The sequence below is a fragment of the Methylobacterium sp. 1030 genome (assembly GCF_040544715.1).
Classification (GTDB): domain Bacteria; phylum Pseudomonadota; class Alphaproteobacteria; order Rhizobiales; family Beijerinckiaceae; genus Methylobacterium.
This window is the reverse complement of the sequence record NZ_JBEPKM010000003.1, coordinates 156,872-171,835: the sequence shown is the minus strand read 5'-3', so window position 1 is coordinate 171,835 and position 14,964 is coordinate 156,872. Positions and strand designations below refer to the sequence as shown.

At 73.7% G+C, this 14,964-nt stretch carries 15 protein-coding genes; 6 read left to right on the top strand and 9 right to left on the bottom strand.

Annotation, left to right across the window (positions count from 1 at the left end):
* Positions 1-59: 59 nt before the first annotated feature.
* The 9 genes from pqqB to ABIC30_RS05295 all read right to left on the bottom strand — a co-directional run bounded on the left by pqqB (position 60) and on the right by ABIC30_RS05295 (position 8,518).
* Positions 60-959, bottom strand: a complete 900-nt coding sequence (gene pqqB, locus ABIC30_RS05335) for a pyrroloquinoline quinone biosynthesis protein PqqB (RefSeq protein ID WP_354454324.1) — start codon at positions 957-959, stop codon at positions 60-62.
* A gap of 33 nt (positions 960-992) precedes the next feature.
* Positions 993-1,082 (bottom strand): pyrroloquinoline quinone precursor peptide PqqA, encoded by a 90-nt coding sequence (gene pqqA / locus ABIC30_RS05330; RefSeq protein WP_012317526.1) that lies wholly within the window; start codon positions 1,080-1,082, stop codon positions 993-995.
* 223 nt (positions 1,083-1,305) lie between these two features.
* Positions 1,306-2,010 (bottom strand): response regulator transcription factor, encoded by a 705-nt coding sequence (locus ABIC30_RS05325; RefSeq protein ID WP_354454322.1) that lies wholly within the window; start codon positions 2,008-2,010, stop codon positions 1,306-1,308.
* A complete protein-coding gene (locus ABIC30_RS05320) occupies positions 2,007-3,665 on the bottom strand; it encodes a sensor histidine kinase (RefSeq protein WP_354454320.1) in 1,659 nt (552 codons plus the stop codon). The genes ABIC30_RS05325 and ABIC30_RS05320 overlap by 4 nt, the downstream gene beginning before the upstream one ends.
* A 78-nt stretch (positions 3,666-3,743) precedes the next feature.
* Positions 3,744-3,950: a hypothetical protein gene (locus ABIC30_RS05315; RefSeq protein WP_354454318.1), complete on the bottom strand. Its 207-nt coding sequence runs from the start codon at positions 3,948-3,950 to the stop codon at positions 3,744-3,746.
* An 84-nt stretch (positions 3,951-4,034) separates the two neighbouring features.
* Positions 4,035-4,829 (bottom strand): formylmethanofuran dehydrogenase subunit C, encoded by a 795-nt coding sequence (locus ABIC30_RS05310; protein WP_354454316.1) that lies wholly within the window; start codon positions 4,827-4,829, stop codon positions 4,035-4,037.
* A 3-nt stretch (positions 4,830-4,832) separates the two neighbouring features.
* Positions 4,833-5,780: a formylmethanofuran--tetrahydromethanopterin N-formyltransferase gene (fhcD, locus tag ABIC30_RS05305; protein WP_020091835.1), complete on the bottom strand. Its 948-nt coding sequence runs from the start codon at positions 5,778-5,780 to the stop codon at positions 4,833-4,835.
* A gap of 27 nt (positions 5,781-5,807) precedes the next feature.
* Positions 5,808-7,454, bottom strand: coding sequence for a formylmethanofuran dehydrogenase subunit A (locus ABIC30_RS05300; protein ID WP_331326427.1), 1,647 nt, complete (start codon positions 7,452-7,454; stop codon positions 5,808-5,810).
* Positions 7,448-8,518 carry a formyltransferase gene (locus tag ABIC30_RS05295; RefSeq protein WP_354454313.1) on the bottom strand — a complete coding sequence of 357 codons (1,071 nt, stop codon included), beginning with the start codon at positions 8,516-8,518 and terminating at the stop codon, positions 7,448-7,450. The genes ABIC30_RS05300 and ABIC30_RS05295 overlap by 7 nt, the downstream gene beginning before the upstream one ends.
* Before the next feature lie 398 nt (positions 8,519-8,916).
* Between ABIC30_RS05295 and ABIC30_RS05290 the strand changes: the two genes are divergently transcribed.
* The 6 genes from ABIC30_RS05290 to ABIC30_RS05265 all read left to right on the top strand — a co-directional run bounded on the left by ABIC30_RS05290 (position 8,917) and on the right by ABIC30_RS05265 (position 14,877).
* Complete coding sequence (locus ABIC30_RS05290) at positions 8,917-9,894, top strand: beta-ribofuranosylaminobenzene 5'-phosphate synthase family protein (protein WP_331326426.1); 978 nt, start codon at positions 8,917-8,919, stop codon at positions 9,892-9,894.
* Between the two features lie 89 nt (positions 9,895-9,983).
* Complete coding sequence (locus ABIC30_RS05285; protein WP_056521160.1) at positions 9,984-10,877, top strand: NAD(P)-dependent methylenetetrahydromethanopterin dehydrogenase; 894 nt, start codon at positions 9,984-9,986, stop codon at positions 10,875-10,877.
* 22 nt (positions 10,878-10,899) lie between these two features.
* Positions 10,900-12,051, top strand: coding sequence for an ATP-grasp domain-containing protein (locus tag ABIC30_RS05280; protein ID WP_354454310.1), 1,152 nt, complete (start codon positions 10,900-10,902; stop codon positions 12,049-12,051).
* Positions 12,048-13,022: a methenyltetrahydromethanopterin cyclohydrolase gene (gene mch / locus ABIC30_RS05275; protein WP_331326424.1), complete on the top strand. Its 975-nt coding sequence runs from the start codon at positions 12,048-12,050 to the stop codon at positions 13,020-13,022. Before ABIC30_RS05280 ends, mch begins: the two co-directional genes overlap by 4 nt.
* 110 nt (positions 13,023-13,132) lie before the next feature.
* Complete coding sequence (locus ABIC30_RS05270; RefSeq protein WP_331326599.1) at positions 13,133-14,041, top strand: ATP-grasp domain-containing protein; 909 nt, start codon at positions 13,133-13,135, stop codon at positions 14,039-14,041.
* Positions 14,038-14,877, top strand: coding sequence for a triphosphoribosyl-dephospho-CoA synthase (locus tag ABIC30_RS05265; protein ID WP_354454308.1), 840 nt, complete (start codon positions 14,038-14,040; stop codon positions 14,875-14,877). Before ABIC30_RS05270 ends, ABIC30_RS05265 begins: the two co-directional genes overlap by 4 nt.
* Positions 14,878-14,964: the final 87 nt, after the last annotated feature.

Below are 14,964 nucleotides of genomic sequence, written 5' to 3'. Positions count from 1 at the left end.
AGCGTCCGTCGCGCATAAGGCCGCGGCGCGGGGATCCGGCAGGCCGTCGGCGCGGTGTCCTAGAGCGTCAGACCCAGCCCGTCATGCGCCACGGTCCAGCCGGCCGCCTCGACATCGGCCCGCTCCGGCGAGCCCTCGACCAGGACCGGGTTCGTGTTGTTGATGTGCACGAAGACGCGGCGCCCGATCTCGACCGAAGCCAGGGCCTCGATCGAGCCGTTCTCGCCGCGCATCGGCACGTGACCCATGCGCCAGCCGGTCTTGGTGCCGACGCCGGCCCGGATCATGTCGTCGTCGTGCAGGACGGTCCCGTCGAAGAGCAGCGCGTCCACGCCGGCGATGCGCGCGCGCAGACCGTCCGTCACCCGGGCACATCCGGGAATGTAGGCGAGGCGCCGGCCACCGGCCTCGATCAGGGCGCCGACCGTGGTCTCGGTCTCGGCGCCGATCTGCATGGTCTCGTCCTCCAGCCAGAGCGGCACCTTGCCGGGGACCGGGAAGAGGGTGACCGCCAGGCCGGGGAGGGGCTCGAAGCGTTGGTCCATGCCGATCGGCTGACGGGCGACGACGCCCTCGGCCATCACGTCGAAGACGCGGTTGGCATTGACCGAATCGAGGATCCCGCGCGTGCCGTAGAGCGTGTAGGGCTGACTTTCGCGCAGGGTCAGGAGACCCGCGACATGGTCGACGTCGCCGTTGGTCAGGAGCACGGCGCGGATCGGCGAGTGGCGCAGGCCCTCGCGCGGATGCATCTGCGCATTGTCGAAGAGCTGTTGCCGGATGTCCGGCGAGGCGTTGATCAGCAGCCAGTCCGACCCGTCCGCGGAGACCGCGATGCTCGACTGGGTCCGGGGCCGCACCCGGTCCGGCTCGGACCGCGCCAGCGTGCAGATGGGGCAGCGGCAATTCCACTGGGGAAGGCCGCCGCCGGCCGCGGAACCGAGGATCACGACGCGCATGGTGCGGCTCCCGAGATCCCCGGCCCGTGAAACTCAGTTGAAGGTGTCGATCTCGGCCGACTCGTAGCTCGTCACTTCCATGCCGACGCAGATCTCGGACACGATCGGGGCAGCCCACTTCATGGTGTTTCTCCTCAGGCAACATCTACACCGAGTGTCGCGCGGTTCCTAAGAGGACCCTAAGACACTGATGGCGCTCTCATTTCCGGCGCCGGAGAGGTATCGACGATTCACGCGCGGGCTTCAAGCACTAAGTTGCCGGATCCTCCCAAATTTTTGTGAGAGACTTCCTAAGCGTCCGGAAACCATCGCGAAATGGGCGGGCCTGCGACTAAAGTACAGGGGCCTACTGGCGGAAGTCGGGACCGCGCAGTTCCAGCATGAATCCTTTACCCCGCACGGTGACGAGGCCGGGCCCGCCGTAGCGCACGAAATCGGCCATCTTGGAGCGCAGGTAGCCGATATAGACGTCGACCACGTTGAGGGAGAGCCCGCCCTGGCTCGCCCACAGCCGGTCGAAGATGTCGGCGCGCGAGACCGGCTTGCCGATATTCTCCATCAGCATGGCCAGCAGGTCGGCCTCGCGGGGCGTGAGGCGGGCGCTCGCCTCGCCGCAGCTCGCCTGCCGGGTCTCGAGGTCGAGCATCAGCTTGCCGGCGTTGATGCGCGAGCGCGGCGCCTCCGCCTGCTCGCGGCGCATCAGGTGGGTTCGCAGGCGCGCGACCAGCTCGTCGAACTCGAAGGGCTTGATGATGTAGTCGTCGGCGCCGAGCGCTAGGCCCTCGGCCCGGTCGCGGATCTCGTCGCGGGCCGAGAGGAACAGGATCGCGCCCGGGAAGCCGCCCTCGCGCAGGGACCGGCAGACGTCGTGGCCCGAACCGTCCGGGAGGTTGATGTCGAGCAGCACCGCGCCGGGGGCCGGGTCGTGGGCCGCCTTCAGGGCCTCGTCGACGCAGGCCGCCGTCCCGACCTCGAATCCCTCGGCCTCGAGCCCTCGGGCGAGGAGGCCGCGGATGTCGATATCGTCCTCGACGATCAGGATCCGCGTCATGCGGCCGACTCCTTCACCTGCGCGCCCAGTTGGGCCCCCACTTGGACGCCAACGGCAGCGCCGTCGACCGGGCCCGTCTCCCATGCCGGATCGCAGGCCGGGATGTCCAGGGTGACCCGGGCCCCGCGCCCGTCCGGCCCGGGGCCGAGCCGGATCGTGCCGCCGTGCTGCTCCACGATCCACCGCGCGAGCGCGAGCCCGATGCCGAACCCGGTCTCGTCCGGTCCGGCGCCCGAGCCGCGCTTGAAGCGCTCGAACAGCGCGTCCTCCGGCGCGCCGAAGCCCGGTCCGTCATCCGTGATGGTGATCCGTCCGACCGGTCCGGGCCCTGCCGCCAGGGCGACCTCGACCCGGGTGAGGCCGGCGGCGTGGCGGAGCGCGTTGTCGACGAGGCTCTCGACGGTCTGGCGCATCCACTCGCGGTCGGCGAGGCACTCGACGTCCCGGGTGCCGGGATCGAGGGTGAGACCGACGCGGCGGCGCGCCGCCTCGGAGCTCATGTTGTCCACGGCCTCCGCCAGGACCTGGGCGAGCCCCAGGCGGCGCTTGTCGAACGCGATCTCGCCGGATTCCGAGCGCGCGACGCGCAGCAGGTCCTCGACGCGCAGCTTGAGGCGCTGCGCCCGCTTCTTGATCGTCGCGAAGACCGGTCCCGGATCGGTGCCCCGGGACGCGCCGCGCAGGGCGAGGTCGCACTCGCCCAGGATCACCGTCAGCGGCGTGCGCAGTTCGTGGCTGACATCGGCGAAGAAGCGGCGGCGGGACTGATCGACGGCCTCGAGCCGGGCGTTGGCGGCGCGCAGATCGGCGGTGCGGGCCGCCACGGTGTCCTCCAGCGCCGCCCGGTCGGCCGCGACCCGCGATTCCCGGCGAGCGAGGCGGGCGGCCATGCGGTTGACGTTGGTCATGAGCAGGCCGAGCTCGTCCCGCGTGGCGACGGAGAGGCGCGTGTCCAGGGCGCCGTGGCCGATGGCGCTCGCGGCGCGGCGGACCTCCTCGATGCGGGCCAGGGTCGGCCGGGTGACGCCGCGGTAGAGGATCGCCAGCAGCACGAGGGCCGCGGCCACCGCGGCGGCGGCCGCCACCCGCAGGCGCTCCGAGAGCGCCCGGGCCTCCTCGGAGCCGAGCGCCATGCTGCGCCGCTCGGCCTCGATCAGGAACGAGAGCGGCTGACCGGTCATGGCACCGAAACCGTTGAGCGCGCCCTTGATCGCGTCCTGACGCCGCTCCGGCTCGGTCTGGCGGCTGATCAGCGACACCTGCCGGTCCAGCACGGCGCGCGCCGCGCGCAGCTGCGCCATGGGGCGGGTGCGGGCGGCGTACTGCATCCGGTCGGCCGGGTCGTCGCTCGGCGGGAAGCTCTTGGCGAGCGCCTCGTCCACGGTGGTCAGGGCGCGGTCGGCGTTGTCGCGGGCGATCGCCATCGCCTCGGGCTGGCCGTCGGGATTGCCGACGGTCTCCACCGCCGCGAGACCGAACTGCGTGAGGCGGCCGGACAGCTCGGCCAGCAGCTCCAGGCGCCGCTGGGCCTCAAGGGTCCGGTCGACGGTGCGCTCCGCCGCCCCGATGGCCGCCAACGCGGCCGCGGCGGCCAGCACCACCACGATGGCGGTGCCGCCGAGCAGCAGCGCGAAGCGGACCTTCAGCGAGCGCATCGTCCCCGTCCCGCCCTCAATCCCGCCGTGCAGGCGGGCCCGAGCATGGCACCGCCGGAGCGCCGAACCAAGGTCCCGTCACAGGTCCTTCGGCAGGCTGCCCTTCGCGGCGCAGCGCCAGCGCTCCACGTGCCATTCCGGATGCGCCGCCTGCCAGGTCGCGAGCGCGCTCTGCGAGTTGCGCAGGCACACGAAGGGGCTCGATCTCTCGAAGGACATCTCGATCCGGTCCTCGCGGCAGGTCGAGAGCTGGGCGACGAGACAGATCGACAGCAGCAGCAGCATGGGCGCCTCCCCGGGCTGCCGGCCTCGTGCGGGCCGGCTTGGCCGGGAGCATAGGACGCGTCCACGCCCCTTGCCCAGGCGGCGTCAGGCCGCGACCCAGATCTCGCCCTTGGCGATCGTCGCGAGGTCGCCGGAGTAGCGGCGCAGCGGCTTGCCGAGGAGGTCGGCGTGCTCGGCGCTCAGGCCGCGCAGGGCCTTGGCCAGCAGCCGCAGGAACACGAGGTCGTGCGTCCCGGTCTCCACGAAGGTCGGCGACATCCGGCCGTGGCTGCCGACGAGGAGCGTCCCGCGGCGCATGCCGAAGCCGGGATGATCGCCCACGGCGAGCGCCGCCAGGGTGCCGGCGATCATGCGCGAGCCCGCGAAGGCGCCCGCGCGCCCGGCCACGATCGTCCCGCGCCGCATCCGGTCGCCGAGATGGGCGCCGGTGCTGCCGCGGATGATCAGCGTCGCGCCGTCGAGGCCGGCCTTCGCGGCGTAGACCGCGCCACCGGCGTAGTCCCCGGCATCGCCCTCGACGGTGATCGTGCCGCCGGTGGCGCCGGAGGCTGCGTAAGGTCCGGCATGGCCGGTGACGGTCAGGCTGCCGCCCGCCATGCCGGCGCCGAGGCGCTGGCCGACATCGCCGGTCACCCGGATCGTACCTTCGGACAGCGACGCCCCGACCCGGTCGAGGCGCTCGTGGCCGCCCTCGATGGTCAGGGTGTCGGAGCCGTCCAGCGCGACCGCGAAGCAGTCGCCGAGGCGCACGCCGGTCCGGGTCGTCCCGATCTCGAGGCGCTCGGCCTCGCCCTGGGACAGGCGGCTGAGCGCCCGCGGGTTGACGTTCAGGAGGTCCAGGCGCTCGGGCGGGGCCGCGCGCAGGGTGAGGGTGCTCACGGCTCAGCCCTCCGGCTTGGCGCTGTCGCGCGCGATCAGGTCGCGCAGGTGGTAGTGGTGGCGGCCGAGATTGCCGCCGTAATTGCCGGCCGTGACGGCGATCAGGCCGTGCTTGCCGCCGATCTCGGTGGCGGCGTGCAGGCCGGCGCGCATCGAGTCGGACACGCCCTGCGAGGTGAGGGCGTCGATCACGATCTCCAGCACCACGCCGCACTCGGCCGGGAGCGCCGAGCCGGCGCGGCCCTTCAGGGTCGGGCAGTAGGCATCGTTCGTCGAGGCCATCATGCCCTTGGTCCGGCCGCCGACCTTGGAGCCGGAGCGGACGATGCCGCCCGGGAACGGCAGGATCGCGCCCGGGACCGCCTTGGCGGCCTCGACGGCGATCTCGGCGACCTTGAGCGTCTCGGCGTGGTTCCGCCCGAGGAACAGCAGGTTGCCGCCGCCGACCGCACCGTCGACGGCCCGGACCGAATCCTCGCAGAGGAACTCGCCGTCCATCACCGGGATGCGCCAGTAGCGCCGGGCCTTGCCGGTGGCGTCGGGCAGGCGCTTGGCCACCGCGAACCCGTCGCCGAAATAGCGGATCGCGCCGCCGAGCTTGATCTTGGTCGGCCCGTCGACACCCGCGTAGCAGGCGGTGCCCGGGCAGGTGAGGATGCACTGCCCGACGCGCTTGATCAGCTGGTCCTTGAGGCCGTTCGGCTCGAAGCCGAACAGCAGGATGCGCACGCCCGGCCGACCGTCCGGGGTCTCCTCGGGCGACAGCTCGGCGTCGATGCCGGCCTCGGCGCCGCAGCCGATCACCGAGGTGGCGAAGCCGGTCATCGTGGTCGCGGCGATCATCGCCCACTTGGCGGTGTCGTTCGTGACGATGATGGCCGTGCCGGCCACGTCGAACGCCTCCGCGAAGGTGTCGACGACCGGGATGCCGTTGAGGGTGAGGTCAGACATCGTACTTCCCGCGGCTCGCCCCGCTGATCACGCCCGGCATGGCACCGCCTCGAAATTCTCCCGGCCCTCGCCGAAGGCCGCGTCGGGCACGGCGAAGCTGTCGAGGCCCTCGCCGAACCGCTCCGTGAGGTAGCTGTCGGCGCGCTTCGCCATGGCCTTGTCGGACTCGACGGTCAGCGACAGCGTGCGGCCGGCGCGCCACTCCACGACCTCGCCGTCCTCGACGATCGGCACGCCGTCCTTGAGGACGAGCTTGGCGGCGGTGAACATCGCGGTGCGGTTCGCGTCGTCGCGGTAGACCGCGACGTCGGCCCGGGCGCCGGCCCGCAGGTGGCCGCGGTCGGCGAGGCCGAGGAGCTTCGCCGGTCCGGACCGGGTCAGCTGCGCGATCTCCGAGAGCGTGTACTCGCGCTCCAGCCCGGGGAGGCTCGACCGCTCGCCGACCACGCTCGGCAGCGTCGCGATCTCGCGGTCGCGCTCCGACTTGTCCATCAGCAGGTGGATGATGCGGGGATACTGTGTGAACGGGCCGCCGTTCGGGTGATCGGTGGTCAGGATCGTCCGCTCCGGGTCGGTGGAGAGCAGCATGATCTCCAGGCCGATCGCCCATTGCAGCGAGCTGGTCGGGCCCCGGGGCCGGTACAGGAACGGCACCACGCCGCCGCCCTCGGCGTCGCCCGCGTTGAGGACCCACTTCTTCGGCTTGGCGCCCTTCCGGCCGGCGAATTGGCGGAGGATGTCGAGGGACACCGTCACGGTCTGGCCGAACACGACCTGCCCGATATCGAGGGTGGCGTTCGGGTTGTCGGTGATCGCCTGCGCGATCCGCTCGGCGGCCGAGCGGAAGCCGCCGGTGCCGGGATTGGCCGGATCGACCGCGCCGTAGGCGTAGAACTGCGCGTGGGCGAAGTGGATGCGCCGTCCCTCCGCCGCGTCCAGCGTCGCCATGAAGCTGTCGTCGGCCCCGGGCAGGCCGAGGTTGTTGCAGTGGACATGCAGCGGGTGCGGGACGCCGATCTCCTCGACCGCGTCGAGGAGCGAGCCCATGATCTGACGGGTCGAGAGCCCGTAGCAGGGGATCTCGTCGTCGAGCGACAGGCGCAGGGCCCCGTCCTTGAAGGCCGAGGCGCCGCCGGCGTTGATGCACTTGACCCCGAGGCCGCGCGATTGGGCGACCGACAGGGCGACGAGGTCGCGCACGGCGTTGCCGCCCTGGCCCTCGCGCAGGAGCTGCAGGAGCTGGTCGTCGTTGCCCATCACGGTCAGGGCGCCGCGGTCGAGCAGCGGGATGTCGGCGAGTTCGAGCTGCGTGCCCAGCGCGTGGGTCGGCGGCATCGCCGGCTCGACGGCCGTGGTGTAGCCCATCCGCGCGTAGGTCGAGCCGATCCAGGCCGCCGCCCCGCCCGCGTGGGCGAAGGGATGGCCGTCGGGCGCCGCCTCGCTGACGTAGAGGTCGGGCAGGAGCAGCCGCGAGGTGATCACGTTGCCGCCGGCGATGTGCGAGTGCACCTCCACGCCGCCCGCCATCACCACGCAGCCCGCGGCGTCGATCACGGCGTCGGGCTCGCGGCCCGGCGGATCGATCACGCGGCCGTCCTCGATCCAGACGTCGCCCACGGAATCGCGGGACGCGGTCGGATCGACGACGCGCCCGCCCCGGATCACGCTCAGCATGCGGGTTCACTCCTCGACGCGGCCGGGCCCGTGACCAGGCGCTCCTTCAGGGCGCCCAGCACCGACGCGGCCGACGGCAGATCCGACGGCGCCGAGGCCGGCCAGAAGGTCAGCGCGGCGCGCTGCTCGTTCCACAACACGCCGCCGTGGTCGCGGCCGGGCTGGCCGACCGCGATCACCACCTCGGCGGCCCCGGCCTCACCGTCCGCGACCAGCGCGACGGAGGGGACGTTCGACAGCCAGTCCGGGCGCGACACCGGGACGGCGCCGAGCCAGAGAACGGCGTCGACCTCGCCGGCGGCGACCTGCCGGGTGGCGTCGAAGCGCCAGGGATCGTGCTCGGGCACGCGGCGCCCGAAGCCGCTGCGCGGCGCCTGCCCGGTGAGCCAGGCCGAGACCGGCACCACCGCCCGGTCCTGACCGGTGCCGCCGACCGCGAGGGTGAAGCAGCGCGTCGTCTCGCTGAGCTCCATGGCGAGGCCCTGGAGCATCTCGATGCCGACCTCGCCGAGTTCGGCGGCGTCGTAGAGGAGGATTCCGTACTGCGCGGCGGCGAGCTGCGCGGCGATCTGGCCGGGGAGATCATCGCCGGCGAGGTGGCCGCGGGCGTGGGCGCGCAGCACGCCGACCGCCTCGGTCAGCCCGCCCTCGGCCGGCCAGGACAGGGACGCGGTGGCGTTGGCACCGACGGCCAGCAGAATGCGGTCCGACCCGGCGGCGCGACCGCGGCCGGGCTTGCCGTCGACGAGGCGCTTCAGGAGCGGCGCCTGCCAGGGGGCGGCGCCGACCACCAGCACCACGTCGGCGCGCCCGACGGCCTCGGCGGGTGTCGAGGTCAGCGCCCCGACCCGGCTCAGCGCCCCGAGGTCCGCGTAGGTGCCGGCCGCGCCGGCGGTGTCGACGGAGGCGCCGATGCGCCCCGCGAGATCGTAGGCCGCGCGGATTGCGGCCACGTCGGCGCTGAGGCCGGCGATCACCGGCGCGCGCGCTTTGGCGAGGAGGGATGCGGCCGCCTCGATGGCGGTGCCCGCGTCCGTCGCGCCACCCTTCACCCAGGCTGCCATGCTCCCTCTCGCAACGTTCTTGCTTGGTTTCGGAGCGGGCGACGGCCGTAAGACCGGACGAAGCGGGTGCCCCTCGAGCCCGAGGGTTCCCCACCGAATCGGAATGGCTCATCCGCCCGGCATGTCCGGGCAGGCGGCAAACTCGGCGCGCCGTCGCGGGCCTAGGTTTGCCTTCATCCGCGCACCGCGGCAAGGGGGTCCGGCGGCGATGCGCGTCGGGAAGTGAATCGCGGGTATCGGTTCACCGCCGCGCGCGCTCTCCGCGATCGATCAGCCCTGCGCCGTCGGCGGGCACGATCCGCGCGCGTCCACGTTGCCCGGTTCCGGGCCGCGTGTGACAAGCGCGCCGCGCAGGGGCCGGGCCTGCGGGATTCGAGACGGGATTCGAGGGAAGAGCGTTGGGCGAGGTCCCCGAACGGAACGAGGCGACGGCGGACGGTACCGTGCGGGTCGAGGCACCGGCGCGGCTGCATTTCGGCTTCCTGGACCTGCATGGCGGGCTCGGCCGGCGCTTCGGCAGCATCGGGCTGGCCATCGACGCACCATCCCTGGCCCTGACCGCCCGCCGGGCCGCCCGGCCCACCGTCACGGGCCCGGAATCCGACCGGGTGCGCGGCTACGTCGAGGCCGCCGCCGCCCATCTCGGGCGCGGCGGGGACGTCGCCATCGATGTCGAGCGGGTGATCCCGGCCCATGCCGGGTTCGGCTCCGGCACGCAGCTCGCCCTCGCGGTGGCGGCCGCGATGGCGCGCCTCAACGGCGAGCCGTTCGCGGCGGAGGCCTTCGCGGCAACCCTGGACCGGGGCAACCGGTCCGGCGTCGGCCTGTGCGCCTTCACGGAGGGCGGCCTGATCGTCGACGGCGGCCGCGGCGCGGATGGCGGGCCGCCGCCGGTCATCGCGCGCCTGCCCTATCCCGAGGCCTGGCGGATCGTCCTGATCCTCGATCCGAGCATGGCCGGCGTGCACGGGACGCGCGAGGTCGAGGCGTTCCGCGACCTGCCGCGCTTCCCCGAGGCCCAGGCCGCCGAGATCTGCCGGATCGCGCTGATGCAGGTGCTGCCCGCCGTCGCCCTGGCGGAGCCGCAGGGCTTCGGCGCCGGCATCACCCGGATCCAGACGCTGATCGGCGACCATTTCGCGCCCCATCAGGGCGGCCGCTACGCCAGCACCGCGGTGGCGGAGGCGCTCGCCAGCGTCGCCGCGCGGGGCGTCGCGGGCTACGGCCAGTCCTCCTGGGGGCCGACCGGCTTCGCGCTGGTCCCGTCCGAGGCGGAGGCCCGCGCCCTGGTGGCCGACCTCGACCGGGGCGGCCCCCTCCGGTTCGTCATCGCCCGGGGCCGCAACGGTGGCGCTTCGGTAACCGGTCCGGCGTGAGCCGGCCGCCCCGGGCTTGACCCGGGGCGCCGCTCCGGGTTTGGACGGAGAGAAGGCGCCTCTCTTCTCGCGCGCCGCACGAGGATTCCATGGCCCGCTCGATCCTCCACATGCTGACGCCGCTCCGGCACATGAGCCCGTTCGACGTGAACATGGCCGTGGATGCCGGCTTCGAGACGGTGGTGACCTACGCGGAGGTCAGCCTCGCCGACGTCGTCACCCTGACGCAGGATTCGATCTTCTCGCGGTCGCCGGCCGACGGGACGCGGACGGGCATCTTCATCGGCGGCAAGAACGCCGAGGACGCCCTCGACATGGTCGACCGCGCCAAGAAGGCCTTCGTGCCGCCCTTCGTGAACCACGTCTTCGCCGACCCGGCGGGCTCGTTCACCACCGGCGCCGCCATGGTGGCGCAGGTCTCCCGCGCCCTGCGGCAGAAGTTCAACACCGACCTCAAGGGCAAGCGCATCGTGATCTTCGGCGGCGCGGGCGTCGTCGCCTACGTGGCCGCGGTGATCGGCGCCCTGCAGGGCGCGACCACCGTCCTGGTCGGCCACGACGGCGAGGAGCGCGTCTCGAAGATCGCCTTCACGATGAAGTGGCGCTTCGGCATCGAGGTCGGCGCCGTCGACGGCACGACGCCCGACGATCGCCGCGCGGCCATCCGCGACGCCGACGTCATCCTCTCGGCCGGCCCGGCGGGCATCCCGATCCTCACCGCGGAGGATCTGAAATCCGCGCCGAAGCTGCTCGTGGCGTCCGACGTCAACGCCGTGCCGCCCGCCGGCATCGCGGGGATCGACGTCAACGCGGTGGACGTCGCGCTGCCCACCGGCAAGGGGGTCGGTATCGGCGCGCTGGCCGTCGGCGACGTGAAATACAAGACGCAGCGGCGCCTGTTCGACCGGATGCTCGCCTCCGACACGCCGCTGTGCCTCGACTTCCGCGACGCTTACGAGCTCGCCGTGGAGATCGCCGGCTAGGCCGCTCCCGGACCGGATGCCGATGGCGGACGCGGTCCTGATCGCCGCGCAGGCCGGGCGCGCCCTGGCCGAGGCGGCGCGGCGCGCGGGGCTTCGGCCCTACGTCGCCGACCTGTTCGGCGATTCCGACACCCGCGCGCTGGCCGAGGCCTACCGGCAACTGCCGGGCCGCTTCGGCACCGGCCCCGCCGCCGACGCCACCCTGGCGGCGCTCGACGACCTCGCGGCGCTGGCCGGGAACCCGGTCGGCCTGATCCTGGGCAGCGGCTTCGAGGATGCCCCCGACCTGATCGCGCGCCTCTCCGCGCGGCACCGGCTCATCGGCGCCTCGGCCGGGACCGTCGCCGCCCTGAAGGATCCCGTGGCCTTCGCGGCCCTGTGCGCGCGCCTCGGCGTGCCGCATCCGGCCGTGGCGGCCGCGCCGCCGGCGGACCCCGCGGGCTGGTTGGTCAAGCGGATCGGGGGTTCCGGCGGCAGCCACATCCGGCCGGCCACCCGGTCGCCCGCGCCGGCGGGCCACTATCTCCAGGCGCGCGTGCCGGGGCGGCCCCACGCCCTGAACGTCCTCGCCGACGGCCGAACGATCCGTGTCCTCGCGGTCACCGAGCAATGGTGCGCGCCGTCGCCGATCCGGCCGTTCCGTTACGCCGGGGCGCTCGCCTGCGGCGCCGGCGAATCCCCGGCGCTCCCCGCCCACGTCGTGCAGGCCGTCGCCGCCGGGACCGAGCGGATCGTCGCCGCGACGGGCCTGCGCGGCCTCGCCAGCGCCGACCTGCTGGTCGACGGGACCCAGTGGTGGCTCACGGAGATCAACCCGAGGCCCGGCGCGACCCTCGACGTCCTCGACCGGCGCGGGACGCCGCTGCTCGCGGCCCACATCGCCGCCTGCCTCGGCACGATGCCGGAGCCCGGCCCGCATCCGGCGGGTGCGGCGGCCGCGCAGATCTGTTACGCGGACCGTGAGCTTGCGCCTGTGCCGGACCTCGATTGGCCGGACTGCGTGCGCGACCGCCCGTGCCCCGGCTCGGTGGTCCGCCGCGACGCGCCGCTCTGCACGGTGCTGGCCGAAGGCGCGGACCGGGCGGAGGTGCTCGCCCTGTTGGAAACGCGGACGGCACACCTGCGGGCTGTCTGCGCGGCGAAGAAAACACACCCCGAGGAAGCCCCGTCATGAGTGCCAGCCCGTCCTATCCCAGCATCAACGCGCTCTCCGGCCCCCTGGTCGAGCGGCTCGTGGCCGACGCCGCGACCCTGCGGCTGTCCGTGTCGCAGGCTGCCGGCGGCGCCCGCATGGTCGATGCCGGCGCCCAGGCGCGGGGCTCGATCGAGGCCGGGCGGCGCATCGCCGAGATCTGCCTCGGCGGCCTCGGCACCGTCACGATCGCGCCGAGCGGGCCGATCGCGTCCTGGCCCTACTCGGTGACGGTGCATTCCGCCGACCCGGTGCTCGCCTGCCTCGGCAGCCAGTACGCGGGCTGGAGCCTCGCGGACGAGACCGGGGATTCGGGCTTCTTCGCCCTCGGCTCGGGCCCGGGCCGCGCGGTGGCGGCCGTCGAGGAGCTGTATCAGGAACTCGGCTTCCGCGATTCCGCCACGAAGACCGCCCTCGTGCTGGAAGCGGCCGGCGGACCGCCCGAGAGCGTCGTCGCCAAGGTCGCGGAGGCCTCCGGCCTTAAGCCCGAGGACCTGACCTTCATCTTCGCGCCGACCCAGAGCCTCGCCGGCTCCACGCAGGTCGTGGCCCGCGTCCTGGAGGTCGCCCTCCACAAGGCCCACACGGTCGGCTTCGACCTGCACGCCATCGTGGACGGGATCGGCTCGGCGCCGCTGTCGCCGCCGCACCCGGACTTCATCAAGGCGATGGGCCGGACCAACGACGCGATCATCTACGGCGGCCGGGTCCAGCTCTTCGTGGACGCCGACGATGCCGACGCGAAGCAGCTCGCCGAGCAATTGCCCTCCACGACCTCGAGCGACCACGGCGCGCCCTTTGCCGACATCTTCGCGCGGGTGAACGGCGACTTCTACAAGATCGACGGCGCCCTGTTCTCGCCGGCCGAGGCGATCGTCACGTCGGTGCGCTCCGGCGCGACCTACCGCGGCGGCCGCCTGGAGCCGACGCTGGTCGAAGCGTCCTTCGCCTGAGGGCACGCGGGGCGCCCCTCCCGCGCGGCGGGGACCCCAGTCCGATCCACCGAGCGACAGAACCTCGGGCCGCCCCGGAGGCGGGCGGCCCCGTGACGATCAGGACCCCCATGCGCATCGGGCTCGCGGCCGATAACGGCACCTGGCACAAGAACCGCCTGCTCGCGGCCCTGCGCGCGAGCGGCGTCGAGCCGGTGCTGTTCTCCCTCGCCGACGTGGCCGTGGTCACGGGCGGCGGCGAGCCGCTGCGCGTGCCGGGCTTCGCCGACGCGCTGCCGGACGGCGTGCTGATGCGGACCATCGCGGGCGGCACCTTCGAGGCGACGACGATGCGGCTGGGCGTTCTGCACGCCCTGGTCGCCGCGGGGGTCACCGTCTGGAACGCGCCGACCGCGATCGAGCGCTCGGTCGACAAGGCGGCGACCTCGCTGCTCATCGACCGGGCCGGCCTGCCGACCCCGGCGACCTGGGTGTTCTCGAAGCGCGAGGCGGCCGCGGCCCTGGTCGCCGCCGAGGCGCGGCCGGGCGCGCCGCTGGTCCTGAAGCCGCTGTTCGGCTCGCAGGGGGAGGGGCTCGCCCTGATCGAGCGCCCTGAGGACCTGCCCGACGAGGAGGCGGTGGCCCGGGTCTACTACCTCCAGCGCTACGTGCCGCGCCGGGACGGCCTGTGGCGCGACTACCGGGTGTTCGTCTGCGACGGCCGGGCGATCGCCGGCATGATCCGCGAGGGCGACGGCTGGATCACCAACGTCCACAGGGGCGGCCGGCCGCTGCCCTGGGCGATGCCGCGCGCCGCCGCCGAGCTGGCCGAGGCCGCCGCCACCGCGGTCGGCGTCGACTATTCCGGCGTCGACCTCGTCGAGGACGGGGAGGGCGGGTTCTCGGTCCTCGAGGTCAATTCCATGCCGGCCTGGTCGGGGCTCCAGACCGTGTGCGAGGCCGACATCGCCGCCGCGGTGGTGCGCGGCTTCCTCGCCGCGGCCCGCGGCGCCAGCCGCCCCCGGCTCGTGGTGGTATGAGCGGGGCCGGCCTCGACGCGGCGCTGATCGGCACGCTCTACCGGGCGGCCTGCCTCGCGGAGCTCGACGCCCTCAAGCCCGGCAACGTCCACGCCTACGCGCCCGGCCACCGCATGGTGCTGGCGGATTTCGTCACGAGCGCCGACGTCTCGGCCCCGCCCCTGGCCCGCCCGGGCACGGGCGTCGGGGCGCGGGTCCGCGACGGCGTTGCCGCCACCGTGGCGGCGGTGGGCCAGAACACCAATCTCGGCATCCTGCTGCTCTGCGCGCCGCTCGCGGTCGCGGCCGAGGAGGACCGGACCGTCGCTGCGGTGCTCGACACGCTGGACGGCGCGGATTCGGAGGCCGTCTTCGCGGGCATCCGCCGCGCGAATCCGGGCGGCCTCGGCGAGGCCGCCCGGCACGACGTCGCCGAGGCGGCGCCTGGCGCCCTGCGCGACGCCATGGCAGAGGCCGCCGACCGGGACCGGATCGCCCGCGCCTACGTCACGGGTTTCGCGGACGTGCCGGCGATCGGGCTCGCGGCCCTGCGCGAAGCCCGCGCCGCCGGGCTCGACCCGACCTGGTGCACGACCGCGATCCACCTCGCCTTCCTGCGCGCCGTCCCGGACAGCCACGTCGCGCGCAAGCACGGCGCGGCCGCGGCCGAGGGCGTCCGCCGGGAAGTCGAGGCGGCACTCGCCGGGATCGACCTCGCCGCGCGGCCGGTCGACGCGCTGCTGGCCCTCGACGCGTCGCTGAAGGCGCGGTCGATCAATCCCGGCACGAGCGCGGATTTCACCGTCGCGACGCTGTTCTGGGACGCGCTCGCGGGCGCCGGCGCCCGGCTGGCCTGAGCCGCGTGCACGATCCGGTGTCCATAGCGCCGGGCGGATGGAAATTCCTTCGTGTCAGGGCCTTGCGCGGGTTGTGAGCCGCAGGGG

What these genes read in the sequence shown, in the direction of transcription:
- ABIC30_RS05270 (WP_331326599.1), top strand. Translation starts at nt 13,133, where the DNA reads ATGCGCATCGGGCTCGCGGCCGATAACGGCACCTGGCACAAGAACCGC.
- ABIC30_RS05315 (WP_354454318.1), bottom strand. Translation starts at nt 3,950, where the DNA reads ATGCTGCTGCTGCTGTCGATCTGTCTCGTCGCCCAGCTCTCGACCTGC.
- ABIC30_RS05295 (WP_354454313.1), bottom strand. Translation starts at nt 8,518, where the DNA reads ATGGCAGCCTGGGTGAAGGGTGGCGCGACGGACGCGGGCACCGCCATC.
- ABIC30_RS05300 (WP_331326427.1), bottom strand. Translation starts at nt 7,454, where the DNA reads ATGCTGAGCGTGATCCGGGGCGGGCGCGTCGTCGATCCGACCGCGTCC.
- ABIC30_RS05320 (WP_354454320.1), bottom strand. Translation starts at nt 3,665, where the DNA reads ATGCGCTCGCTGAAGGTCCGCTTCGCGCTGCTGCTCGGCGGCACCGCC.
- ABIC30_RS05265 (WP_354454308.1), top strand. Translation starts at nt 14,038, where the DNA reads ATGAGCGGGGCCGGCCTCGACGCGGCGCTGATCGGCACGCTCTACCGG.
- pqqA (WP_012317526.1), bottom strand. Translation starts at nt 1,082, where the DNA reads ATGAAGTGGGCTGCCCCGATCGTGTCCGAGATCTGCGTCGGCATGGAA.
- ABIC30_RS05285 (WP_056521160.1), top strand. Translation starts at nt 9,984, where the DNA reads ATGGCCCGCTCGATCCTCCACATGCTGACGCCGCTCCGGCACATGAGC.
- ABIC30_RS05325 (WP_354454322.1), bottom strand. Translation starts at nt 2,010, where the DNA reads ATGACGCGGATCCTGATCGTCGAGGACGATATCGACATCCGCGGCCTC.
- mch (WP_331326424.1), top strand. Translation starts at nt 12,048, where the DNA reads ATGAGTGCCAGCCCGTCCTATCCCAGCATCAACGCGCTCTCCGGCCCC.
- fhcD (WP_020091835.1), bottom strand. Translation starts at nt 5,780, where the DNA reads ATGTCTGACCTCACCCTCAACGGCATCCCGGTCGTCGACACCTTCGCG.
- ABIC30_RS05280 (WP_354454310.1), top strand. Translation starts at nt 10,900, where the DNA reads ATGGCGGACGCGGTCCTGATCGCCGCGCAGGCCGGGCGCGCCCTGGCC.
- pqqB (WP_354454324.1), bottom strand. Translation starts at nt 959, where the DNA reads ATGCGCGTCGTGATCCTCGGTTCCGCGGCCGGCGGCGGCCTTCCCCAG.